General features: G+C 70.9%; 17 protein-coding genes, 1 tRNA gene and 1 pseudogene. 9 read left to right on the top strand and 10 right to left on the bottom strand.

The features are described 5' to 3' along the window. Window positions 1–135 precede the first annotated feature (135 nt). The 3 genes and pseudogenes from AB0A97_RS34065 to AB0A97_RS34055 all read right to left on the bottom strand — a co-directional run. Window positions 136–429: pseudogene (locus AB0A97_RS34065) on the bottom strand (urease subunit gamma); the annotation flags it as partial. Between the two features lie 381 nt (window positions 430–810). Next, window positions 811–1,458, bottom strand: coding sequence for a DUF6518 family protein (locus tag AB0A97_RS34060; RefSeq protein ID WP_361157396.1), 648 nt, complete (start codon window positions 1,456–1,458; stop codon window positions 811–813). 473 nt (window positions 1,459–1,931) lie between these two features. Further along, window positions 1,932–2,005: transfer RNA gene (locus AB0A97_RS34055), tRNA-Gly, on the bottom strand. Between the two features lie 220 nt (window positions 2,006–2,225). On the opposite strand from AB0A97_RS34055, the gene AB0A97_RS34050 reads away from it, so the two are divergent. The 4 genes from AB0A97_RS34050 to AB0A97_RS34035 all read left to right on the top strand — a co-directional run bounded on the left by AB0A97_RS34050 (window position 2,226) and on the right by AB0A97_RS34035 (window position 5,396). Continuing rightward, window positions 2,226–2,384: a hypothetical protein gene (locus tag AB0A97_RS34050; RefSeq protein WP_361157393.1), complete on the top strand. Its 159-nt coding sequence runs from the start codon at window positions 2,226–2,228 to the stop codon at window positions 2,382–2,384. A gap of 205 nt (window positions 2,385–2,589) precedes the next feature. After that, window positions 2,590–3,165, top strand: coding sequence for a dCTP deaminase (gene dcd / locus AB0A97_RS34045; protein WP_030017817.1), 576 nt, complete (start codon window positions 2,590–2,592; stop codon window positions 3,163–3,165). Between the two features lie 16 nt (window positions 3,166–3,181). After that, window positions 3,182–3,679 carry a phosphoribosyltransferase gene (locus tag AB0A97_RS34040; protein ID WP_030017816.1) on the top strand — a complete coding sequence of 166 codons (498 nt, stop codon included), beginning with the start codon at window positions 3,182–3,184 and terminating at the stop codon, window positions 3,677–3,679. A 265-nt stretch (window positions 3,680–3,944) separates the two neighbouring features. After that, a complete protein-coding gene (locus AB0A97_RS34035) occupies window positions 3,945–5,396 on the top strand; it encodes a ricin-type beta-trefoil lectin domain protein (protein ID WP_361157481.1) in 1,452 nt (483 codons plus the stop codon). 166 nt (window positions 5,397–5,562) lie between these two features. Here AB0A97_RS34035 and AB0A97_RS34030 read toward each other — a convergent pair whose 3' ends face one another. The 5 genes from AB0A97_RS34030 to AB0A97_RS34010 form a co-directional block, all read right to left on the bottom strand. Further along, on the bottom strand, window positions 5,563–6,597 hold the full coding sequence (locus tag AB0A97_RS34030; RefSeq protein ID WP_361157478.1) for a Yip1 family protein: 1,035 nt from the start codon (window positions 6,595–6,597) through the stop codon (window positions 5,563–5,565). A gap of 614 nt (window positions 6,598–7,211) precedes the next feature. After that, window positions 7,212–8,222 carry an AraC family transcriptional regulator gene (locus AB0A97_RS34025; RefSeq protein WP_361157389.1) on the bottom strand — a complete coding sequence of 337 codons (1,011 nt, stop codon included), beginning with the start codon at window positions 8,220–8,222 and terminating at the stop codon, window positions 7,212–7,214. Between the two features lie 179 nt (window positions 8,223–8,401). Further along, the gene (locus tag AB0A97_RS34020) at window positions 8,402–9,622 is read right to left on the bottom strand and encodes a VCBS repeat-containing protein (protein WP_361157386.1); all 1,221 of its coding nucleotides are present in this window, start codon (window positions 9,620–9,622) and stop codon (window positions 8,402–8,404) included. A gap of 380 nt (window positions 9,623–10,002) precedes the next feature. Then, window positions 10,003–10,812 (bottom strand): trypsin-like serine protease, encoded by an 810-nt coding sequence (locus tag AB0A97_RS34015; protein WP_361157383.1) that lies wholly within the window; start codon window positions 10,810–10,812, stop codon window positions 10,003–10,005. A 253-nt stretch (window positions 10,813–11,065) separates the two neighbouring features. Then, the gene (locus AB0A97_RS34010; protein WP_361157381.1) at window positions 11,066–13,333 is read right to left on the bottom strand and encodes a (Fe-S)-binding protein; all 2,268 of its coding nucleotides are present in this window, start codon (window positions 13,331–13,333) and stop codon (window positions 11,066–11,068) included. A gap of 349 nt (window positions 13,334–13,682) precedes the next feature. On the opposite strand from AB0A97_RS34010, the gene dnaK reads away from it, so the two are divergent. Genes dnaK through AB0A97_RS33990 form a run of 4 tightly spaced genes read left to right on the top strand, consistent with a single transcriptional unit; the run spans window position 13,683 to window position 17,892 of the window. Beyond that, on the top strand, window positions 13,683–15,551 hold the full coding sequence (dnaK, locus tag AB0A97_RS34005; protein ID WP_361157378.1) for a molecular chaperone DnaK: 1,869 nt from the start codon (window positions 13,683–13,685) through the stop codon (window positions 15,549–15,551). Beyond that, on the top strand, window positions 15,548–16,210 hold the full coding sequence (gene grpE / locus AB0A97_RS34000) for a nucleotide exchange factor GrpE (RefSeq protein WP_361157376.1): 663 nt from the start codon (window positions 15,548–15,550) through the stop codon (window positions 16,208–16,210). The genes dnaK and grpE overlap by 4 nt, the downstream gene beginning before the upstream one ends. A 42-nt stretch (window positions 16,211–16,252) precedes the next feature. Further along, window positions 16,253–17,434 (top strand): molecular chaperone DnaJ, encoded by a 1,182-nt coding sequence (gene dnaJ, locus AB0A97_RS33995; RefSeq protein ID WP_361157373.1) that lies wholly within the window; start codon window positions 16,253–16,255, stop codon window positions 17,432–17,434. Between the two features lie 5 nt (window positions 17,435–17,439). Further along, on the top strand, window positions 17,440–17,892 hold the full coding sequence (locus tag AB0A97_RS33990) for a helix-turn-helix domain-containing protein (RefSeq protein WP_361157368.1): 453 nt from the start codon (window positions 17,440–17,442) through the stop codon (window positions 17,890–17,892). 71 nt (window positions 17,893–17,963) lie between these two features. Here AB0A97_RS33990 and AB0A97_RS33985 read toward each other — a convergent pair whose 3' ends face one another. After that, window positions 17,964–18,368, bottom strand: coding sequence for a hypothetical protein (locus AB0A97_RS33985; protein WP_361157366.1), 405 nt, complete (start codon window positions 18,366–18,368; stop codon window positions 17,964–17,966). A 177-nt stretch (window positions 18,369–18,545) separates the two neighbouring features. After that, entirely contained in the window at window positions 18,546–18,950 is a 405-nt protein-coding gene (locus tag AB0A97_RS33980) for a TIGR03618 family F420-dependent PPOX class oxidoreductase (RefSeq protein WP_361157363.1), read from the bottom strand. 347 nt (window positions 18,951–19,297) lie between these two features. Here AB0A97_RS33980 and clpB point away from each other — a divergent pair, with 347 nt between their 5' ends. Continuing rightward, window positions 19,298–21,937, top strand: coding sequence for an ATP-dependent chaperone ClpB (gene clpB / locus AB0A97_RS33975; RefSeq protein WP_361157361.1), 2,640 nt, complete (start codon window positions 19,298–19,300; stop codon window positions 21,935–21,937). Window positions 21,938–22,000 lie beyond the last annotated feature (63 nt).

The raw sequence follows: 22,000 nt of genomic DNA, 5'->3' as shown, positions 1-22,000 counted from the left end.
ACGGTCGTCGCACTGCTCGCAGCAGTAGGCCGACCTGCCGGCGTGACAGCCGGCCGGGCAGTCCGGGGTGCGAGGCGGCCGGGGGTGTTCGATCTTGCCCGGGTGGAGCGCCGGCTCCTCGGCGGCCTCCGGGAAGGGGTCGTGGATCGTGGCCAGCTTGGTGCCGTCCGGGAAGGTGGCCTCCACCTGGACGACCGGAATCATCTCCGGGACGCCGTCCATCACGTCGTCCCGGGTGAGCAGCCGTCGGCCCGTGTCCATGACCTCGCCGACCGTCTTCCCCTTGCGGGCCTCTTCGAGGACATGGCCGGTCAACAGCGCCACGGCCTCTGGGTAGTTGAGTCGCAGTCCCTGTTCACGGCGCTTCGCTGCCACGTCCGCTGCGACGTGAAGGAGCAGGCGCTCCTGCTCATGCGGAGTCAAGTGCACGATGGCTCGTCTCTGTGGGGCGGATGATGCTGCGACCGGGCACGTCAAGGTCACGGACAACGTTTCCCCGGAGGACGGCGGGCGCTCTCCGATCATCGGGCGGGACCGAACGGCGGGACCATCGAAGTGCTGATGCTCCACACCATCTGGTGAATCTCCGGGAATAGGCCGTTGACACACCGCGAAAACGAAAAGGCACGGTTTTGGCGACGCGGGCGAATTTCGCGAAACGGGGCAGCTTCCCGGGGCTCCGCCGATCGCTCCGGTACGTCTCACAGGCGACGTGTTGCGCGGGAACGAATTGCGGCACGAGGGCCGGCGGCGCTGCGGAGGGCGGCAGCAGTCGTTCCGGTTCCGGGAGGAAAGTGTCCGAAAGGTGTATCAGCCGAGGACCGTCGCCAGAATCGTTGCGTAGAAGGTGAGGTAGGCCAGTACCGAGAGGGGGAGGGCGGTCAGGAGGGTCAGGACGCGTTCCCGGAGGGTGCGGCCCATGAGCAGCGCCACGAGGACCAGAACGGCGAGGCAGGCCCATGCCTGGGGGACGTAGTGCAGGACCCGGGCGTAGTGGATCGCCTCCATGCCGAAAACGCCCGCGAGGGCGGCGAGGCCGACAACGCGGCGGCGCGGGCTGATGCCACGCCACCAAGAGCCCGCCACCGCGAACAGGGGGCCGGCGAGGAACGCCATGCCCAGCCAGACGAGGGGAGCGAGCAGAGAGCCCATGCCGTCGCGCGCGACCTCCGCGTAACCGTAGTAACCGACGACGAGACCGGACTCGGCGCACAGCCCCGCGACGGCGGTCGCGGCCAGGCTGACCCGCCGGGCCGACAGCGCGCCCGCGGCGAACGCGGCGACGGACCAGACCGCGCCGGAGTTGGTGATCTGGTTCCAGGCCCCCGGAAGCCACCCCTGGGCCAGGTTGGTCAGCACGCCGAGAAGGAGCCCTCCGGCACACGCCGACACCGTGGCGCAAACCCAGATTCTTCCGCTCGTGCGGGGCACCGAGGCGGTGACAGGGGACGCGTTCATGGTGGTGCTCACTGTCTCTTCCGAGGGCTGCGAGGCTCACGCCCCTTGGTGCAGTGACAAGGACGTACCGGGCCGGCGACGCGTTGCCTCGACCTGCCCGGACCGGCTCCGCCAATGGGGTAATCGCCCTGAGTTCTCGGAATGGGGAAATCGAGGTGAGCACTTCCCGGTTCGCGCCTGAGCGGGTGTCAGTTCCTCTCGGAGCTTCCCGTCGCACCCGCAGCAAATGCCGGACGCAATGCGGCAAAGGCCTTCCCGTGACCATCGCGACCTGACGGGCGCCCCGGCCGCCGGGATGCGGCGCGCGCATTTACTGCGGCGGTGCCGAAAGGACGGAGCGGGACCGCACCAAGACGCTCCCCGGGCTATTCGCCCCCGGCCGGTGCCCCTGCTTCGAGGCACGAAAAGGCCACGCGCCTCACACCGGCCTGGACAACAAACAAGTCCCGGGCCGTTGACCCGGGACTTCGTCATGGAGCGGGTGACGGGAATCGAACCCGCGCTCTGAGCTTGGGAAGCTCATGTTCTACCATTAAACTACACCCGCTTGGGCGCCGCCTGTGAGGGCGGTGCAGCGTCGCACACTCTACCCCATCGCGGACCCCCGGTGCAGTTGGCCGTGGGGTCCGGTCGTGTGTGGGGGGTGGGTTGCGGTGTGGGGTGCGGGAGTTGGGGCGTACGGTGGGGGCGCGGAGTGCCGCGTGTGGTGGCGTCCAGTTCATCCCCTAATGTGGCTTTTGTTGTCCACGCACTTGGGAGAGGACTTGATGGAGCGCACCGTCGTACGTTGTGCCGAGGGGCACGTGTTCAGCACCGCTTCGTTTCCCATGCAGACCACGGACCGGCTCGGCCCCGCCCGGCTGCTGCGGTGTCCGCGCTGCGCGCGGCTGCGGCACTCGGTGCCGGTGGGGTTCGAGAAGCGCTGAGGCCGAGGCCGCCGGGCGCTGACCGTGCGCCGTCGGGCGGCGGTCCCCCGGTGGGGCGGAGGCGAAAGGGACGGCAGCCGGTGGAGCGGCTGTGAGATGTGTGGGCGAGGGCCCGGTTCCCTGTGGTGGGGGCCGGGTCCTTGTCGTAGGGGGAGGTGGGCGTTCGTTGTGCGGAGGGGTGGGGGCGGGCGCGTATCCTCGATGCGTGCTTCTCTCAGACAAGGACATCCGGACCGAGATCGACGCGGGCCGGGTCCGCATCGATCCCTATGACGAGTCGATGGTGCAGCCGTCGAGTATCGATGTGCGCCTCGACCGGTACTTCCGGGTGTTCGAGAACCACCGGTACCCGCACATCGACCCCGCCGTGGAGCAGCAGGACCTGACGCGCGAGGTGGTGCCGGAGGGGGACGAGGCGTTCATCCTGCACCCCGGCGAGTTCGTGCTCGCGTCGACGTACGAGGTCATCACGCTGCCCGACGATCTTGCTTCGCGGCTGGAGGGGAAGAGCTCGCTGGGGCGGCTGGGGCTGCTGACGCACTCGACGGCCGGCTTCATCGACCCGGGTTTCAGCGGACATGTCACGCTGGAGCTGAGCAATGTCGCGACGCTGCCGATAAAGCTGTGGCCCGGTATGAAGATCGGGCAGCTGTGCATGTTCCGGCTGACGTCGGCCGCCGAGCACCCGTACGGCTCCGCCAAGTACGGCTCGCGGTACCAGGGCCAGCGGGGGCCGACGCCCTCGCGGTCGTTCCAGAATTTTCATCGGACACAGGTCTGAGAGTGCGAGAGAACCAGTGAGTGGTGTGCGGGAGAACCTGACGTACGAGCGCTTCGGCGGCGCGATCCGTGAGCTGGCGCAGACGATCGCCGACGACGGGTACGAGCCCGACATCGTGCTGTCGATCGCGCGCGGCGGCGTCTTCGTGGCCGGGGGCCTGGCGTACGCGCTGGACTGCAAGAACATCCACCTGGTGAACGTGGAGTTCTACACGGGCGTCGGTACGACCCTGGAGATGCCGGTCATGCTGGCGCCCGTACCGAACGCGATCGACTTCTCGGACAAGAAGGTGCTGATCGCGGACGACGTGGCCGACACCGGCAAGACGCTGAAGCTGGTGCACGACTTCTGCCTGGGGACGGTGGCCGAGGTCCGCAGCGCGGTGATCTACGAGAAGTCGCACTCGCTGGTGAAGTGCGAGTACGTGTGGAAGCGCACGGACGAGTGGATCAACTTCCCGTGGAGCGTCGAGCCGCCGGTGGTGCGGCGCGAGGGGCAGGTTCTCGACGCCTGAGGGGCTGTCGGAGAGACACATGGGCGCTGGGAAGCGCATCGGGCGGTGACGGCCCGGTGCGCTTCTTGTTGTTTGGAGCGCGGGCTGTGATTTCGGGCCAATCCCGTTCCGGGTGTTCCACCGTTGCCTACCTACGAGTAGAAACCGGCGGAGACAGCAGACCGGAAGCCGGGGAGGCCCAAGGGTGCGTGTGAGAGCGGGGCGGCTGACGGCCGTCGCAGCGGCGTTGGCGGTGGGGTTCGGCGGAGCGGGCGGAGTCGCGGGGGTGGGCGCCGGTACGGCGGTGGCCGCCCCGGCCGGCCCCGCGGCGGCCAAGCCGCTGCCGCCCGAACTGGAGAAGATCCGGGCGGCCGAGGCCGTCAAGCTGTACGGGGACGCCGCCGAGCGGCCGGCCGCGCAGCGGAAGTCGTCCCTGATCTCGCTGGGGGACAGCGAGATATCGGGGGAGGGGGTGGGGACGTACGAGCAGGGCACGAACGGGCCGGACAACTGGTGTCACCGTTCGCCGGACGCGGCCATCCACCGGACCGGGATAGCGGCGGACGTGACGTACAACGTCGCCTGCTCCGGGGCGTACACCGGAAACATCGTCATCGGCGGTACGAAGCAGTACGCCGACGAGCTGGTGCAGAGCGACAGCCTGGCGATCAAGGCCAGGAACACCCGGCTGAAGATGGTGCTGCTGGTCGCCGGGGCCAACGACGACCTCCAGTTCGGGCCGGTGATGACGGACTGCGTCACCCGCTGGTTCACCTTGCAGGGACCGTGCGAGCCGAAGTACCGGCCGGGGTGGCAGGGCCGGGTCGACGCGCTGGTGCCCAAGGTCGAGAAGAGCGTGCGCGACCTGCGGACCGTGATGCGCGACGCGGGGTACGCGGACGGCGACTACAAGCTGGTCGTGATGGGCTACCCGAGCCCCATCGGCCCGGACATCGAGGACAACCCGAAGTTCCCGGGCAAACTGCCGGGCGGGTGCACGGGCTACACCTCCGACTCGGCGTGGGGCCGCGACACGGCCGTACCGGCCTTCGAGAAGGGGATGCGGAAGGTCGCGGCGGACACCGGCGCCACCTACCTGGACAACTCGCGGCTCTTCCACGGGCACGAGGTGTGCATGGAGGACACCTGGGCCCGCGGCCTGTACGTGGACCTGGCGAACCCCTTCCCGCCGGACGCCAACTCCGTACGGCAGTCCTTCCACCCGAACGCGCGCGGCCACGGCGCCTTCGCCTCCTGCCTCACGCAGTTGTACGCGTCGGACCGGCGCGAGGCGTCCTGCGCCGACCCCGCGAGCACCGGGCAGCCGCGGCTGTACCCGCTGGCCTGGGACGACGTGTACAAGCCGCTGAAGAACGCCGGCACCGGCAACTGTGTGGACGCCAAGGGCGCGAGCAGCAGTAACGGTACGGCGGTGCTGGGCTGGGACTGCAACGGCCAGCGGAACCAGGACTGGTGGCACGACACCCAGCGCCGCTCCGTGCACGTGGGGCTGACGCAGGACCGCTGCCTGGACGTACCGGGCGCGAAGTACGAGGCCGGGGCCGGCCTGGTGCTGTGGAACTGCTCGGGCGCGGCCAACCAGCAGTTCACCAGGGACGCCGCGAGCGGATCGGTCCGGCCGGCGGCCGCGCCGGGGCTGTGCCTGACGCTGGGCTCGGCCAAGGACGCGGTACGGCTGCAGAAGTGCGACGGGTCGGCGGCACAGCGGTTCGTGTAGCCGGGCGGTCGAGCGCGGGGGCGTACGGGTCCGCGTACGCCCCCGCCGCACGCGAAAGGCCCCGCTTTGCACGCAAAGCCCCCCGCCGCACGCGAAAGGCCCCGCTCCGGGAGAGGAGCGGGGCCTGGCGTGTACGGCAGGGCCTACGGTCGGAAGGGACGTACGGTCAGAGCGTTCCGAGCTTGACCAGGGCCAGCAGCGCGACCAACTGGATCGCGGAGGCGCCCAGCGCCTTGGGCCACGGCAGGTCGTGCGACTTGCTCACCATCGAGGTGAAGAGCGCGCCCGCGGCCAGCCAGGTGGCCCAGCCCACGACCTGCACCAGGGTGCTGTCGCCGCCCAGGAACATCGCGAAGAGCAGCCGCGGCGCGTCCGTGATCGACATGATCAGCATGGACAGGCCCACGGTCGGCTGCCAGGCACCGTCGCCACCGAGCTGGCGGGCGAGGGTGTGGGTGACCGCGCCCAGGATCAGTCCGCCGATGACGAACATCACCGCGGTGATCAGCACCCACGGGATGCTGTTGGAGAGCGTGGCGTTCAGCACGTCCTCGCGGGCCTTGTCGAAGCCGAAGACCGCGAGCAGGCCGTAGACGAACGTGACGATCAGGGCCGGGCCCCACACCGGGTGGTCGCGCATCTGCCAGAACGTCGGGTTCGGGCGGGTGACCAGACCGGTCAGCAACTGCTTCCAGGGCAGGCGGGGGCCGGCCGGCGGGGCCGAGGTCTGGCCGGCGCGGTAGGTGCCGCCGTCGGCGTACCCGTCGTCGCCGTACGGGCCGCCGGGGCCGCCGGGACCACCTGGGCCTCCGGGGCCGGGCGCGTACCCGCCGTTGTCGTACCCGCCGTTCGACGGTCCGCCGGGCGGGCCGTAGGCGTCCGGGGCCTCGCCGACGCTGAACTGCTGGGTGTGGCCCGGGCTGTTGTCGTTGGCGTAGGGGGCGTAGGACTGCTGCTGCGGCTGGTAGCCGCCGTCACCGAAGTACTCGGGCTCGCCGTGCCGGTCCCCGCCGTGCGGGCCCGCGGCATGCGGGCCGCCGTACGGCTGCGGGGGCTGCGGCGGCCGGTGCGGTTGCTGCTGCCACTGCCCGTGCGGAGACGGGGGCTGCTGCCCGTACGGCTGTCCCTGCTGCCCGTACGGAGTCTGCTGCCCCTGCTGCTGCCCCTGTTGCGCGGAGCGGGCGTCCCGTCCGCGACCCATCCTGAATCCAGCCACGCGTCGAACGTACCTGGTCTCGGAGGCCGCGTGGCCGGGCCCGGGCGCCCGGGGCGGCTTTGCTGCCGACCTGTGACATCCCTTAGGGGAGCGGGGGCGGATCCCCGAGGGGACACGGGTGGCGTGGGGGAGGTGCAGGGATGCCGGGGAGGCCAGGGAGGCGGGCGGGGCGCAGATGGACGGCGCGGAGGGCAGCCCGGGGAAGGGCTCGGGGACGGTCCGGGGGACTGCGCGGTGGCCGGGCCGGAGCGGTGGTGCCACCGGCCCATGAGGCGTCGGACCGTCGTGATCCGACGCCTCATGGGTGGGGGTCCGGCTGCGGTTACGGGGGGATACCGGCCGGTACCCAGGGGTCGGCCACCGGTGGATGTCGCCGTCGGCATGCGCTGACGGGCGAACGCATCGGTGTCGCCGACTCGGCCCTGGCACCCCAGACCGTAGCGGCACGGGGGCACGTGCATGATCCATTCTGCGCAGCCGGTATCCGGATCACGCTGCGTGTTCGCCGCGGGGGTGCGCACCGGTCGCGCTCGGTTCCCACTTGATCCGCGCCCGGCCGGGTGCGGTCGTAATGCCGTCGCCCCCGGTGCACCGCCCGCTCACGGCGCGTGCAGCGTCTGCGAGGGCGTCTCCCCGAACCGCTCCCGGTAACTGCGCGCGAACCGCCCGAGATGCACGAACCCCCACCGGTACGCCACCTCGCCCACACTCAGCTCCCCCGGCCCCGCCCGCCGCAGCTCGTCCCGTACGCGGCTCAGCCGTACGTCACGCAAGTAGGCCATCGGCGACATGCCGACGTGCCGGCGGAACCCCTCCTGGAGCCACCGCACGCTGACCCGCGCGACGGCGGCCAGCTCGGCGGTGTCGAAGGGATGCTCGGGCCGCCCCTGGATGGCGTCCACCGCGCGCTTCACGGGCGCCGGCCGGTAGGACGGAGCCGCCGAGGCCGACGGCTGGGCCAGCTCCTCACGGTGCGGGTGGTCGGCGGCCAGCAACAGGCCGCTCAGCAGGGCCTCTTGCAGCGGCGCCGCGACCAGCGGCTGGCGCATCAGCCCGCCCGCGTCCTGGATGTCCCGTACGGCGGTCCGGACCAGCCGGACCCAGCCGCGCCCCGGGCCCCGTGACACGTCGAGGCCGGGAGCGAAGCGCACCGGGGTGCGGACGGGCCTGCCCAGCAGGTGCTCCAGATGCTGTTCGAGGTCCGCCGTACGGATCTTCACCGCCAGCAGCCGGCAGCCGCCGCTCCACCGGTCGATGGTGGTGACGCCGTCCGGCTGGAACACCCCGGCCCGCTCCGGTGTGGTGGTCTGCGGCTCTTGCGTCCCCTGCCGCCACTGGATGGAGCCGCTCAGCGGCACGTCCACGTGGTACGCGCCCAACTCCCCGAACCGCAGGCGCAGCTCGGCGGCGAACCCCACCTCGCCGACGGTGACCGCCCCGAGCCGCACGACGTCGAAGCGCGCGCCGAGATCGTCGTCCCGGGACAGCCGGTCGATGCGGCTGGCGTAGAAGGTCTCGCCGATCGCCCACCGCGCCTCGTCCAGGTCCGCCGTCCGCAGGGACAGGACCGAAGGCACCGGCGGGACGGCGGCCCCCGGCTCCGCAGACATGTTCAGTACGACCCTTCCCCCGGGCAGACAGAACCGTCCGTCCGGCCCCGGCTGCCTCACCTGCGCACGGGGAAAGAATAGGTGCACCCCCAGGTGCCGGGGCGGAATATCCGGATACGGGGTCTCCCGGTCACGGGGCGTTCCGCGGACGGCGTGCCGCGCCCCGGGGAGCGGCCGGGTCAGCCGTCGGTGAAGAAGACGGTGAAGGCGGTGGTGGAGAAGGTGACTTCGGGCGTGGCGCCGGGGCCGGTGGGAGTGCCGGGGTGGACGGTGACGCGGTCCTGGGCGGTGGCGGTGTGGTGGGCGGGGATGTCCTGGGCCGGGATGCGGCGCGTGAGGAGGACGAGGTCGGCGTGGCCGTCACCGTCGTAGTCGGTGAGGGCCAGGACGGTGGTGCGCAGGGGGCCGGTGCCCGGAAGCGCCGGCCGGCGGAGCGGACGGACCTTCCGGGGCGACAGGCCGGTGGCGGAGCCCGGAAGGAAGGCCGGCGCGGGAGGTGCCGATCCGGTGGGAGCGGCGTCGCCCGACGACAGCTCCGTGCCGCTGGGATCCGCGTCGCTGACGACCAGATCGGTGTAACCGTCCGCCGTGACGTCGGCGGCGTGCAGGGCCCGGCCGCGTACCGGGAGAGGCGGTGCGTCACCGGTCAGGCCGTAACGGGGGAGCAGGCGGGAACCGGTGGCGACCACCGCGTCCGTGCCGGGGCCGCGTCGGAAGCGGCCGAAGGCGAGTGCGTGACCGGCGGGGAAAGAGGTGCCCGCGCGGACCGGGCCCCGGGGACCGCTGAGGGCCAGCCGGCCGGGGGCGGAGGTGCCCGGGTCGGCGGTCCGGACGAGAAGGTCGTCGGCGCCGTCGCGGTCGGCGTCGAGCGGCCCGGGGAGCGCCGCGAGCGCCGTGCCGGGTACGCCGAGGGGTGCGGCGGCGGCCCGCGGAGCGCCCTCGCGGGTGAACGGGCCCCGCAGGTAACTGATCCGCGGCCCGGACGCGGTCACCGCGAGGTCCGTCGCGCCGTCGCCGTCGAAGTCGCCGCACACCGGCTGGTCGGGCCACTCGTCGCCCTCCCGGGCCCGCTCGGGGATGCGCAGCGGTACGGCGCGGGCGGCTGCCGGTCCCCGTGGCGAGCCGAACAGGATCTGGACGGGTACGGGCGGCCGGCCGACGCCGTCGTACGGCGGGTCGGTGGTGACGACGAGATCCGTGAAGCCGTCCCGGTCGAGGTCGCACGCGGCACTCGCCTCGAAGGCGGCGGGGACGACGCCCTTGGTGGGGGTGGCGTTGCGGGAGGGCGTGAGCAGTTGCCGGGTGCCGGGCACCAGGCCGCGGGCCGACCCGTAGACGATGCCGATACCGGGGTCGTCGTCGTGTGCGGCCCGGCCGCCGCGGTTGAGCAGGTCGTTCACGACCAGGTCGGGGTGGCCGTCCCCGTTGAAGTCGTACGGGACCTTGCTGCCGGCGCCGTGGGGGACGGGGCGCTAGGCGGGGCCGACGGGGTGCTCGGCGTGGGTCGCGGGGCGGTCGGGGCCGTCGGGCGCGAGGGGGTCGCAGCCGGTGAGGAGGGCCGCGGCGAGGACCAAGGCACTCCGGACCGGTCTTCGGCCGTTCGCGGGCGTACGTCGCCCGCGTCTTCGTCCTCGTCCTCGTCCTCGTCCGGGCATGCGTCCACCGTGTCCCGTCCGGCCTCAAGAGGCCCATTAGAACCGTCTGGCACCGTCGGTCGCTGGTGATGGTGCAGGGCGGTCATGGACGGCGCAATGGCGGGGACGGAATGCGACAGTACCGATCAGGCCGACTTCGCCGTGCCCCGCGCCACCCGCTCGTACAGCTCCCGCGCCTCCTTGCCGAAGAGCACGGCCGTCGACTCGGCGTCGGTGTCGCCGCCGCTCAGGACGCCGATCAGGCGTCCGGGGCGGCGGGCGTCGTGGTGGTCGGCGAGCCAGGGGCCGCCGCTGGTGCCGTCGTAGAAGCCGCCGCACCGCATCTGGAGCATGTACGGCTCGTCGTCGTCGCGCCGGGTGTCCGTGGTGCAGGTGATGGGGCGGTTGCCGGGGTTGTAGGACTCGTTGGGGTAGCCGACGACGGTGACGTGGCGGCGGGGGCCCGAGGACCAGTCGGGGGTGGCGGCGCCGACGACCTCCTGCACGGAGCGGCCCTGGGCGTCCGGCTCGACGGTCAGGAAGGCGTAGTCACCGCGGTCGTCGTCGTCCTCGGTCCACGCCGTGGGCACATGGACGCTGCTGACCTTCCACTTGCCGTACGGGAACGTGCCCTCCCCGGCCCCGGAGAAGCGTGGCGCGAACTGTATGTCGCCGGTGATCGGGCCGGGCTCGTATCCCTCGGACGCGTCCTCGCCCTGGAAGTGCACGCAGTGCGCCGCGGTGGCGAGCATGTTGCCCTTCGGGCTGTCGATGACGCTCGCGGTGCAGTAGTGCTCGCCGTCGGCGATCAGGACACCGGTGAAGGGCAGGCCCTCGAAGGGCCGGGCGGACGGCTGCCCGGGATCCGCCGCCCGCGACGCGCCGCCGCACCCGGTCAGCGTGACGAGTGCGGTGAGCGCGGCGGCCGTGGCCAGGGCGGCGGAAGCGGATCTCATGTACGGGACGGTACGTCGTGACGGCGCCGCACGTCGCGACGACTTCGGTACGTATGGCCGAGTGACCGGGCTGTGCAGTGGCACAGGCCTGGCGCGCTGGTGGGGGTACCCCCGGCCGAAGGCTGGGGGAGAGTTGGCCCCCTGCGCGCCCCCGCCCCACAACGAACGCAACGCGAACCGTGCGTCAGCACAAACCACCACGACCGGCCCCGCCGAAGCGGAACCGGCCGTGGGCCGAGCAGAAAACCGGTCGCTACTTCACCGTCTCCGGCTCAGCCGCATCCGCCGACGCGTCCTCACCCGCCGGATCCACCGGAGTCCTGACGGAGTCCAGCAGGAGCTGGGCCACGTCGACGACCTGGACGGACTCCTTCGCCACGCCGTCGTTCTTCTTGCCGTTCACGGAGTCGGTCAGCATGACCAGACAGAACGGGCAGGCGGTGGAGACGATGTCCGGGTTGAGGGACAGGGCCTCGTCGACGCGCTCGTTGTTGATGCGCTTGCCGATCCGCTCCTCCATCCACATCCGCGCGCCACCCGCGCCACAGCAGAAGCCGCGCTCCTTGTGGCGGTGCATCTCCTCGTTCCGCAGGCCCGGCACCTTCGCGATGATCTCGCGCGGCGGTGTGTAGACCTTGTTGTGGCGGCCCAGGTAGCAGGGGTCGTGGTAGGTGATCAGGCCCTCGACCGGGGTGACGGGGACCAGCTTGCCCTCGTCGATCAGGTGCTGGAGCAACTGGGTGTGGTGGATGACCTCGAATTCGCCGCCGAGCTGGGGGTACTCGTTCGCGATCGTGTTGAAGCAGTGCGGGCAGGTCGCGACGATCTTCTTCGCGGACTTGGGCTTCTTCGTCGCCGGGTCCTCGTCGTCCTCGCCGAAGGCCGCGTTGAGCGAGGCGACGTTCTCCGCGCCAAGCTGCTGGAACAGGAACTCGTTGCCCAGCCGGCGCGGCGAGTCACCGGTGCACTTCTCGTCGCCGCCCATGATCGCGAACTTCACGCCCGCGATGTGCAGCAGCTCGGCGAACGCCTTGGTGGTCTTCTTGGCGCGGTCCTCCAGGGCGCCCGCGCAGCCGACCCAGTACAGGTACTCGACCTCGGTGAGGTCCTCGACGTCCTTGCCGACGACCGGGACCTCGAAGTCGACCTCCTTGGTCCAGGCCAGGCGCTGCTTCTTGGCGAGGCCCCAGGGGTTGCCCTTCTTCTCCAGATTCTTCAGCATCGTGCCGGCCTCGCTGGGGAAGCTCGACTCGATCATGACCTGGTAGCGGCGCATGTCGACGATGTGGTCGATGTGCTCGATGTCGACGGGGCACTGCTCGACGCAGGCGCCGCAGGTGGTGCAGGACCACAGGACGTCGGGGTCGATGACGCCGCCCTCTTCGAGGGTGCCGATCAGGGGGCGCTCGGCCTCGGCAAGCGCCGTCGCCGGCACGTCCTTGAGCTGGGCGGCGGTCGCCTTCTCGGCGCCCTCCTCGTCCTTGCCGCCGCCGGCGAGCAGGTACGGGGCCTTGGCGTGCGCATGGTCCCGCAGCGCCATGATCATCAGCTTCGGCGACAGCGGCTTGCCGGTGTTCCAGGCGGGGCACTGCGACTGGCAGCGGCCGCACTCGGTGCAGGTGGAGAAGTCGAGCAGGCCCTTCCAGGAGAAGTGCTCGACCTGGGAGACGCCGAACTGGTCGTCCTCGCCGGGGTCTTCGAAGTCGATCGGCTTGCCCGCGCTGGTCATGGGCTGGAGCGCGCCGAGCGCGACGTCGCCGTCGGCCTCGCGCTTGAACCAGATGTTCGGGAAGGCGAGGAAGCGGTGCCAGGCCACACCCATGTCGGTCTTCAGCGCGACCGTGATCATCCAGATGAAGGACGTGGCGATCTTCAGGCCGGCGAAGAAGTAGGTGAGGTTCTGGAGCGTCGCGACGTCCATGCCCTCCAGCCAGGAGACCACCGGGTACGAGATGAAGAACGACGCCTCGTAACCGTCCACGTGGTGCTGGGCGCCCTCCAGCGCGTGCAGCATGAAGATGCAGACGCCGACGATGAGGATGACGGCCTCGACGAAGTACGCCTGGCCGAAGTTGGAGCCCGCGAAGCGGGACTTGCGGCCCGGCTTGCCCGGCTTGCTGAGCTGCCGGATGACGATCAGGGCCAGGATGCCGAGCACCGTCATCGTGCCGATGAACTCGACGAAGACGTTGTACGGCGCCCACTCGCCGACGACGGGCAGCAGCCAGTCGGCCTTGAAGAGCTGGCCGATGGCGTTGACGATCGTCAGCAGCAGCGAGAAGAAGCCCACCGCCACGAACCAGTGCGCCGCGCCCACGACGCCCCAGCGGTTCATCCGGGTGTGGCCGAGGAACTCCTTGACCACCGTGACCGTGCGTTGCGTCGGGGCATCGGTCCGGGTGCCGGCGGGTACGGGCTGGCCGAGCCGCAGCCGGCGGACGATCTGCAGGATGGCACGGCCGAACAGTGCGACGCCGACCGCGATTAGGACCAGCGACACGATGATCGCGGCGAGTTGCATGGGTGGCTCCTCGGGCCTGCGAGTGCGGGGGTTACGGGGAATACTTGAGGGGCTGCGCGTACGTACGAGGGGTACGCGGAGTCCGCGGTACGAGGACTACAGCGATTACTAAGCAGTAACTTTTCGGGTCTGCGCTGAGGTTACCCAGTATCCCGAGCGCCATGAAGCCGCCCGGCCGGTGATCTGTGTCGCGCAGGCAACCCTTCCCGCCCCGCGCGGCGTCCTCCGAAGAGGGAGTGACGATAAGCCCGACATAAAAGTTGAGCGGGCCCGACTCAGGTCAATTGACAGGCTGGCGATGGTGCTGCACGCTTGAGTCTGTTCCACTCAAGTCACTGGAGGAATCGAAATGGCACGTGCGGTCGGCATCGACCTGGGCACGACGAACTCCGTCGTCAGTGTTCTCGAAGGCGGTGAGCCCACCGTCATCACCAACGCCGAGGGCGCCAGGACCACGCCGTCCGTCGTCGCCTTCGCCAAGAACGGCGAGGTGCTGGTCGGCGAGGTCGCGAAGCGCCAGGCGGTCACCAACGTCGACAGGACGATCCGTTCGGTCAAGCGCCACATGGGCACTGACTGGAAGGTCAACCTGGACGGCAAGGACTTCAACCCGCAGCAGATGAGCGCCTTCATCCTGCAGAAGCTCAAGCGGGATGCGGAGGCCTACCTCGGCGAGAAGGTCGCGGACGCGGTCATCACCGTTCCGGCCTACTTCAACGACTCCGAGCGCCAGGCCACCAAGGAGGCCGGCGAGATCGCGGGCCTGAACGTCCTGCGCATCGTCAACGAGCCCACCGCCGCGGCCCTGGCCTACGGCCTGGAGAAGGACGACCAGACCATCCTGGTCTTCGACCTCGGTGGCGGTACCTTCGACGTCTCGCTGCTGGAGATCGGCGACGGTGTCGTCGAGGTCAAGGCGACCAACGGCGACAACCACCTCGGTGGTGACGACTGGGACCAGCGTGTCGTCGACTACCTGGTCAAGCAGTTCAACAACGGCCACGGCGTCGACCTCTCCAAGGACAAGATGGCGCTCCAGCGCCTGCGCGAGGCCGCGGAGAAGGCGAAGATCGAGCTGTCCTCGTCCACCGAGACGACGATCAACCTCCCTTACATCACCGCCTCCGCCGAGGGCCCGCTGCACCTGGACGAGAAGCTCACCCGGGCGCAGTTCCAGCAGCTCACCTCGGACCTCCTGGAGCGCTGCAAGACCCCGTTCCACAACGTCATCAAGGACGCCGGCATCGAGCTGTCCGAGATCGACCACGTGGTCCTGGTCGGCGGCTCGACCCGGATGCCGGCCGTCGCCGAGCTCGTCAAGGAGCTGACCGGCGGCAAGGACGCCAACAAGGGCGTCAACCCGGACGAGGTCGTCGCCATCGGCGCGTCGCTGCAGGCCGGTGTCCTCAAGGGTGAGGTCAAGGACGTCCTCCTGCTGGACGTCACCCCGCTGTCCCTCGGTATCGAGACCAAGGGCGGCATCATGACCAAGCTCATCGAGCGGAACACGACGATCCCGACCAAGCGCTCGGAGATCTTCACCACCGCCGAGGACAACCAGCCCTCCGTGCAGATCCAGGTCTACCAGGGCGAGCGCGAGATCGCGGCGTACAACAAGAAGCTCGGCATGTTCGAGCTGACCGGTCTGCCCCCGGCCCCGCGCGGCGTGCCGCAGATCGAGGTCGCCTTCGACATCGACGCGAACGGCATCATGCACGTCGCGGCGAAGGACCTCGGCACCGGCAAGGAGCAGAAGATGACCGTCACCGGTGGCTCCTCGCTGCCGAAGGACGAGGTCGACCGGATGCGCCAGGAGGCCGAGCAGTACGCGGACGAGGACCACCGCCGCCGCGAGGCCGCCGAGTCCCGTAACCAGGGCGAGCAGCTCGTCTACCAGACGGAGAAGTTCCTCAAGGACAACGAGGAGAAGGTCCCCGCCGAGGTGAAGACCGAGGTCGAGACCGCCGTCGCTGAGCTGAAGGAGAAGCTCAAGGGCGAGGACACGGCCGAGATCCGCACCGCGACCGAGAAGGTCGCCGCGGTCAGCCAGAAGCTGGGCCAGGCCATGTACGCCGACGCGCAGGCCGCCGGTGCGGCCGCGGGCGGTACCGAGGGCGCCGCCGGTGCCGCGGGCGGCCAGCAGGCCAAGGCCGAGGACGACGTGGTCGACGCCGAGATCGTCGACGACGAGAAGCCCAAGAAGGACGGTGCCGCGTGACGGAGGAGACTCCGGGCTTCGAGGACAAGAAGCCCGACGTCCCCGCCGAAGCCGCACAGACCCCTGATGACGCGGCGCAGGCCGAGTCCGCCGACACGGCGGGCTCGGCCCCGGCCGGGGAAACGAACCAGGACGTAGCCGTCACGGCGCAGCTGGACCAGGTGCGTACCGCGCTCAACGAGCGCACCGCGGACCTCCAGCGGCTCCAGGCGGAGTACCAGAACTACCGTCGCCGGGTGGAGCGGGACCGGGTGTCGGTGAAGGAGATCGCCGCGGCGAACCTCCTCACCGAGCTGCTGCCCGTGCTCGACGACATCGGCCGGGCCCGGGAGCACGGCGAGCTGGTCGGCGGCTTCAAGTCGGTGGCCGAGTCGCTGGAGACGGTGGTCGCGAAGCTGGGCCTCCAGCAGTTCGGCAAGGAGGGCGAGCCCTTCGACCCGACGATCCACGAGGCCCTGATGCACTCGTACGCTCCGGATGTCACGGAGACCACGTGCGTCGCCATCCTCCAGCCGGGGTATCGCATCGGTGAACGAACGATCCGCCCCGCGCGGGTCGCGGTCGCCGAGCCGCAGCCGGGCGCGCAGCCCGGCAAGGCCGCCTCGGAGGACGACGTGAAGGCTTCTGACGAGGAGAGCGGTGGCCCGGAAGAGGGCTGACGCGGCGACGGAAGAAGCAGTTCGGGAGGAGGGACGTCGGGGATGAACACCAAGGACTTCGTGGAGAAGGACTACTACAAAGTCCTCGGCGTCCCGAAGGACGCCACCGAGGCGGAGATCAAGAAGGCGTACCGCAAGCTGGCCCGGGAGTTCCACCCGGACGCCAACAAGGGGGACGCCAAGGCCGAGGAGCGCTTCAAGGAGATCTCCGAGGCCAACGACATCCTCGGTGACCCCAAGCGCCGCAAGGAGTACGACGAGGCGCGGGCGCTGTTCGGCAACGGCGGCTTCCGCGCCGGCCCCGGCGGCGCCGGTGGCGGATCGTTCAACTTCGACCTCGGCGACCTCTTCGGAGGCGGCGGCGGTGCCCAGGGCGGCACGGCGGGCGGCGGCTTCGGCGGCGGGCTCGGCGACGTCTTCGGCGGCCTGTTCAACCGTGGTGGCGGTACGCGTACGCAGCCGCGCCGCGGGCAGGACGTCGAGTCCGAGGTGACGCTCAGCTTCACCGAGGCGGCGGACGGGGCCACGGTCCCGCTGCGGATGTCCAGCCAGGCGGGCTGCAAGTCGTGTTCCGGCACCGGCGACAAGAACGGCACGCCGCGCGTGTGCCCGACCTGCGTCGGTACCGGGCAGGTCAGCCGCGGCGGCGGTGGCGGCTTCTCGCTGACCGACCCGTGTGTGGACTGCAAGGGCCGCGGACTGATCGCGGAGAACCCCTGTGACGTCTGCAAGGGCAGCGGCCGGGCGACCAGTTCGCGCACGATGCAGGTGCGGATTCCGGCGGGCGTCTCCGACGGGCAGCGCATCCGGCTGCGCGGCAAGGGCGCCCCGGGCGAGCGCGGCGGTCCGAACGGCGATCTGTACGTCGTCGTGCACGTCGAGGCCCACCCGGTCTTCGGCCGCAAGGGCGACAACCTGACCGTCACCGTCCCGGTCACCTTCCCGGAGGCGGCGCTGGGCGGCGAGGTGCGGGTGCCGACACTCGGCGGCCCGCCGGTGACGCTCAAGCTCCCGGCCGGGACTCCCAACGGACGTACGATGCGCGTGCGCGGCAAGGGAGCGTCGCGCAAGGACGGCACCCGCGGCGACCTGCTGGTCACCGTCGAGGTGAGCGTCCCCACGGACCTCGGCGACACCGCACGGGAGTCGTTGGAGTCCTACCGCGAGGCGACCGCGGGTGAGGACCCGCGGGCGGAGCTGTTCCAGGCCGCGAAGGGAGCTTGAGTCGGATGGATGGCCGGGGCGGGCGTCGGAACCCGTACGAACTGACCGAAGAGTCGCCGGTGTACGTCATTTCCGTCGCGGCTCAGCTCTCGGGTCTGCATCCGCAGACCCTGCGTCAGTACGACCGCCTGGGGCTGGTCTCGCCCGACCGTACGGCGGGGCGCGGCCGGCGCTACTCCTCCCGGGACATCGAACTGCTCCGGGAAGTGCAGCGGTTGTCGCAGGACGAGGGCATCAACCTCGCCGGCATCAAGCGCATCATCGAGCTGGAGAACCAGGTCACGGCCCTGCGTCAGCGGGTCGCCGAGCTCCAGCACGCGGTCGAGGGCGCGGCCGCCGCCATCCAGCAGCGGGAGGCGGCGGTGCACGCCTCGTACCGTCGGGACCTGGTGCCGTATCAGGACGTGCAGCAGGGCGGCGCGCTGGTCGTGTGGCGTCCGAAGAAGCGGTCCGAGTAGGCCGTCGGTGTCTGCGGGCGGGGCCGGGGTGCACAGCGCATCCCGGCCCCGCCGTCGTTTCGGCGGCCGTTTCAGCAGCCGTGGTGCCCGGCCGCCGGCATGGACGGACGGCGGTGCACGTGGGACCTCATCGCGGTGGTGTGGACCGGTTCGTCGCAGTCGGCGGTCTCCAGCCGTACGCCGGCGGCGGTGCACCGCGCGGAGAACTCGTCGGCCGAGGCGATCGCGTTCTCCGGCGTGCGGCGGTCGGGGGCGATGAACACATCGACCAGTCCGGCCGTCACGTCCTGCCACAGCGTGGTGTGGCCGGCGCGGAGCTGGTGCACGCTCAGCCGGCAGGTCAGCTCGTAGTCGCGGGCCCGGGCCCACTGCGCGCACAGGGCGTGCCGGCCGTGGTCGTCCACCAGGAAGGGGTCGTCGTCCAGCCCCGACAGCGGCATCAGGCAGGCGATCGCCGTCACTCGGACCGAGTTCATCGCGCCCCCTGGGGACGTGGCGAGTGTGGGGGTGACGATACCGCCGTGGGCCGGGTGCGGTGCGGGGGCGGTGCCGGGCGGCGGGGCAGGTCCGCACGCATGGCGGACCTTCCGGCCGCCGCCCGGCGTTCCCCGGTGCGCCAGGCCCGGCGTTCCGGGCGGCCGGACGCCGGTGCGCTACGCCCGGCCCAGCGCCTTGTTGACGGTGATCTCGATCATCACCCGGTCCGGCTTGGGGGTCGGGGTGCGTCCGTACCGCTCTGCGTAGCGCCGTACCGCGTCCGCCACCACGTCCGCGTCCGTACGGATCCGCGCGACACCCTCCAGGGTGGCCCACCGCCTGCCGTTCAGCTGGCACACCGCGACCCGGGCGCCGTCCGGGCCGCCGGCGAGGACATGGCCGACCTTGCTGCTGTCCTTGCGGGTGATCACGCGGGCGATGCGCTGGTTCGCGTCGAAGGTGACACCGACCGGGACGACGTGCGGCGTGCCGTCGGGGCGCAGGGTGGTCAGCGTGCACATGAGGTGCTCGCTCCAGAAGGCGAGGTACTCGGGGCTGAGGTCGTCCAGGTCGTGGGCCATGACCGGAAGAGTAATTGGGGTTCCTGTGGGGGCGCCGTGCGGAGGGCCTGCAAAGGGACAGCGCAGGGAACGTGGAGGAGGCGTGAAGACGCCGTGGTGCCGCCGTACGGCCCCGGGGAAGAGCGTCTGACTTCGGCAGGTTCCGCCACGGCGGCGGGCATGGTCCGGGCCGTCCGGTGCACCCGGAGAAGGGCCGGAAAACCGAGGGATGTCGGGAAAAGACGCCGGTGCGGCCCCCGGAACGGCGTTGAGTGGAATAGACTCAACTTATCGGACGTTGAGCTGAGCAGGTTTCACTGCCGGACCACGGTACCGATCACGCACCCAGCCCAAGGAGGAGCGCGCGAGTGGACGCCGAGCTGACCAACAAGAGCCGTGAGGCGCTGAGCGCCGCCAACGAGCGGGCGGTGACGGCGGGACACGCGGACATGACCCCCGTGCATCTGCTGCTCGCCCTCCTCGCCGGCGCGGACAACGAGAACATCACCGACCTGCTGGCCGCCGTCGGCGCGGACGCCGTCGCGCTGCGCTCCGGCGCCGAGCGCCAGCTCGCCGCTCAGCCCAGCGTGCAGGGTTCCACGGTCGCCCCGCCGCAGCCCGACCGCGACACCCTGGCCGTCATCGCCGACGCCGCGCAGCGCGCGAAGGAGCTGGGCGACGAGTTCATCTCCACCGAGCACCTGCTCATCGGCATCGCCGCCAAGGGCGGCCGCACCGGCGAGCTGCTGGCGCAGCAGGGCGCCACGGCCAAGAAGCTGCTGAGCGCCTTCGAGGACAGCCGGGGCGGCCGGCGGGTCACCAACCCGGACCCGGAGGGCACGTACAAGGCGCTGGAGAAGTTCGGTACGGACTTCACGGCGGCCGCCCGTGAGGGCAAGCTGGACCCGGTCATCGGCCGTGACCAGGAGATCCGCCGCGTGGTGCAGGTGCTCTCGCGGCGCACCAAGAACAACCCGGTGCTCATCGGCGAGCCCGGCGTCGGCAAGACCGCCGTCGTCGAGGGCCTGGCGCAGCGGATAGTGAAGGGCGACGTCCCCGAGTCGCTGCGCGACAAGCGGCTGGTGGCCCTGGACCTGGGCGCGATGGTCGCGGGCGCGAAGTACCGCGGCGAGTTCGAGGAGCGCCTCAAGACCGTACTGGCGGAGATCAAGTCCAGCGACGGCCAGATCATCACGTTCATCGACGAGCTGCACACGGTCGTCGGCGCCGGCGCCGGCGGCGACTCCGCCATGGACGCGGGCAACATGCTCAAGCCGATGCTGGCCCGCGGTGAGCTGCGCATGGTCGGCGCGACGACCCTGGACGAGTACCGCGAGCGCATCGAGAAGGACCCGGCGCTGGAGCGCCGCTTCCAGCAGGTGCTGGTCGCCGAGCCGACCGTCGAGGACACGGTCGCGATCCTGCGCGGTCTCAAGGGCCGCTACGAGGCGCACCACAAGGTGCAGATCGCGGACTCCGCGCTGGTCGCCGCCGCCACCCTCTCCGACCGCTACATCACCTCCCGCTTCCTGCCCGACAAGGCCATCGACCTCGTCGACGAGGCGGCCTCCCGGCTCCGGATGGAGATCGACTCCTCGCCCGTGGAGATCGACGAGCTCCAGCGCTCCGTCGACCGGCTGCGCATGGAGGAGCTGGCGCTCAAGAACGAGACCGACGCCGGCTCCGTCCAGCGCCTGGAGAAGCTGCGCAAGGACCTCGCCGACAAGGAGGAGGAGCTGCGCGGTCTGACCGCCCGCTGGGAGAAGGAGAAGCAGGGCCTCAACCGCCTCGGCGAGCTGAAGGAGAAGCTGGACGAGCTGCGCGGCCAGGCCGAGCGGGCCCAGCGCGACGGCGACTTCGACACCGCCTCCAAGCTGCTGTACGGGGAGATCCCGGGCCTGGAGCGGGAGCTGGAGGAGGCCGCCGCCGCCGAGGCCGAGCAGGAGGCGTCCCAGGACGCCAAGTCCTCCATGGTCAAGGAGGAGGTCGGCCCGGACGACATCGCGGACGTGGTCGGCTCCTGGACCGGCATCCCGGCCGGGCGCCTGCTGGAGGGCGAGACCCAGAAGCTGCTGCGCATGGAGGACGAGCTGGGCAAGCGGCTGATCGGCCAGACCGAGGCCGTACGGGCCGTCTCGGACGCGGTGCGCCGCACCCGTGCCGGCATCGCCGACCCGGACCGTCCCACCGGCTCGTTCCTCTTCCTCGGCCCGACCGGTGTCGGCAAGACCGAGCTGGCCAAGGCGCTCGCCGACTTCCTCTTCGACGACGAGCGGGCGATGGTCCGTATCGACATGAGCGAGTACGGCGAGAAGCACAGCGTGGCCCGGCTGGTCGGCGCCCCGCCCGGCTACGTCGGCTACGAGGAGGGCGGCCAGCTCACCGAGGCGGTCCGCCGCCGCCCGTACAGCGTCGTGCTGCTGGACGAGGTGGAGAAGGCCCACCACGAGGTCTTCGACGTGCTGCTCCAGGTCCTCGACGACGGCCGGCTCACCGACGGCCAGGGCCGCACGGTGGACTTCCGCAACACGATCCTGATCCTGACCTCCAACCTGGGCTCCACCTTCCTGATGGACCCGCTGCTGAAGGAGGACCAGAAGAAGGAGAAGGTGCTGGAGACGGTCCGGACGTCCTTCCGGCCGGAGTTCCTGAACCGGCTGGACGACCTGGTGGTCTTCCACCCGCTCGGCACCGACCAGCTCCAGCGGATCGCGGGCATCCAGCTCGACCATCTCCAGCGCCGGCTCGCGGACCGCAGGCTCACGCTGGACGTCACCGAGCGTGCCCTGACCTGGCTCGCCTGGCTCGGCCAGGAGCCGGTCGTGGACCAGCCGCAGGACGCGCCCGACCTGTCCTACGGCGCCCGCCCGCTGCGCCGCCTGGTCCAGACGGCCATCGGCGACCAGCTCGCCAAGGCGATCCTGTCGGGCGAGGTGCTGGACGGCGACACCGTACGGGTGGATGTCGCCGCGGACGGCAGGTCGCTGGTGGTCGCTCCCGTACGGTGAGCCGCACCGGAGCGCCGGAACCGCACCGCTGACCTCCGGCCGTCGCACGAGGCGTCCCGCCGC

The sequence above is a fragment of the Streptomyces sp. NPDC045470 genome (assembly GCF_040646595.1).
Lineage (GTDB): Bacteria > Actinomycetota > Actinomycetes > Streptomycetales > Streptomycetaceae > Streptomyces.
The sequence above is the reverse complement of the archived record's forward strand: the minus strand, read 5'-3'. Positions and strand labels throughout refer to the sequence as shown.

Excerpts from the sequence above, each read along its gene's own strand:
- AB0A97_RS33985 (WP_361157366.1), bottom strand. The coding sequence starts at position 18,368 with ATGAACTCGGTCCGAGTGACGGCGATCGCCTGCCTGATGCCGCTGTCG.
- AB0A97_RS34050 (WP_361157393.1), top strand. The coding sequence starts at position 2,226 with ATGGAGCGCACCGTCGTACGTTGTGCCGAGGGGCACGTGTTCAGCACC.
- dnaK (WP_361157378.1), top strand. The coding sequence starts at position 13,683 with ATGGCACGTGCGGTCGGCATCGACCTGGGCACGACGAACTCCGTCGTC.
- AB0A97_RS33990 (WP_361157368.1), top strand. The coding sequence starts at position 17,440 with ATGGATGGCCGGGGCGGGCGTCGGAACCCGTACGAACTGACCGAAGAG.
- AB0A97_RS34010 (WP_361157381.1), bottom strand. The coding sequence starts at position 13,333 with ATGCAACTCGCCGCGATCATCGTGTCGCTGGTCCTAATCGCGGTCGGC.
- AB0A97_RS34030 (WP_361157478.1), bottom strand. The coding sequence starts at position 6,597 with ATGGGTCGCGGACGGGACGCCCGCTCCGCGCAACAGGGGCAGCAGCAG.
- dnaJ (WP_361157373.1), top strand. The coding sequence starts at position 16,253 with ATGAACACCAAGGACTTCGTGGAGAAGGACTACTACAAAGTCCTCGGC.
- AB0A97_RS34025 (WP_361157389.1), bottom strand. The coding sequence starts at position 8,222 with ATGTCTGCGGAGCCGGGGGCCGCCGTCCCGCCGGTGCCTTCGGTCCTG.
- AB0A97_RS33980 (WP_361157363.1), bottom strand. The coding sequence starts at position 18,950 with ATGGCCCACGACCTGGACGACCTCAGCCCCGAGTACCTCGCCTTCTGG.
- AB0A97_RS34015 (WP_361157383.1), bottom strand. The coding sequence starts at position 10,812 with ATGAGATCCGCTTCCGCCGCCCTGGCCACGGCCGCCGCGCTCACCGCA.
- AB0A97_RS34060 (WP_361157396.1), bottom strand. The coding sequence starts at position 1,458 with ATGAACGCGTCCCCTGTCACCGCCTCGGTGCCCCGCACGAGCGGAAGA.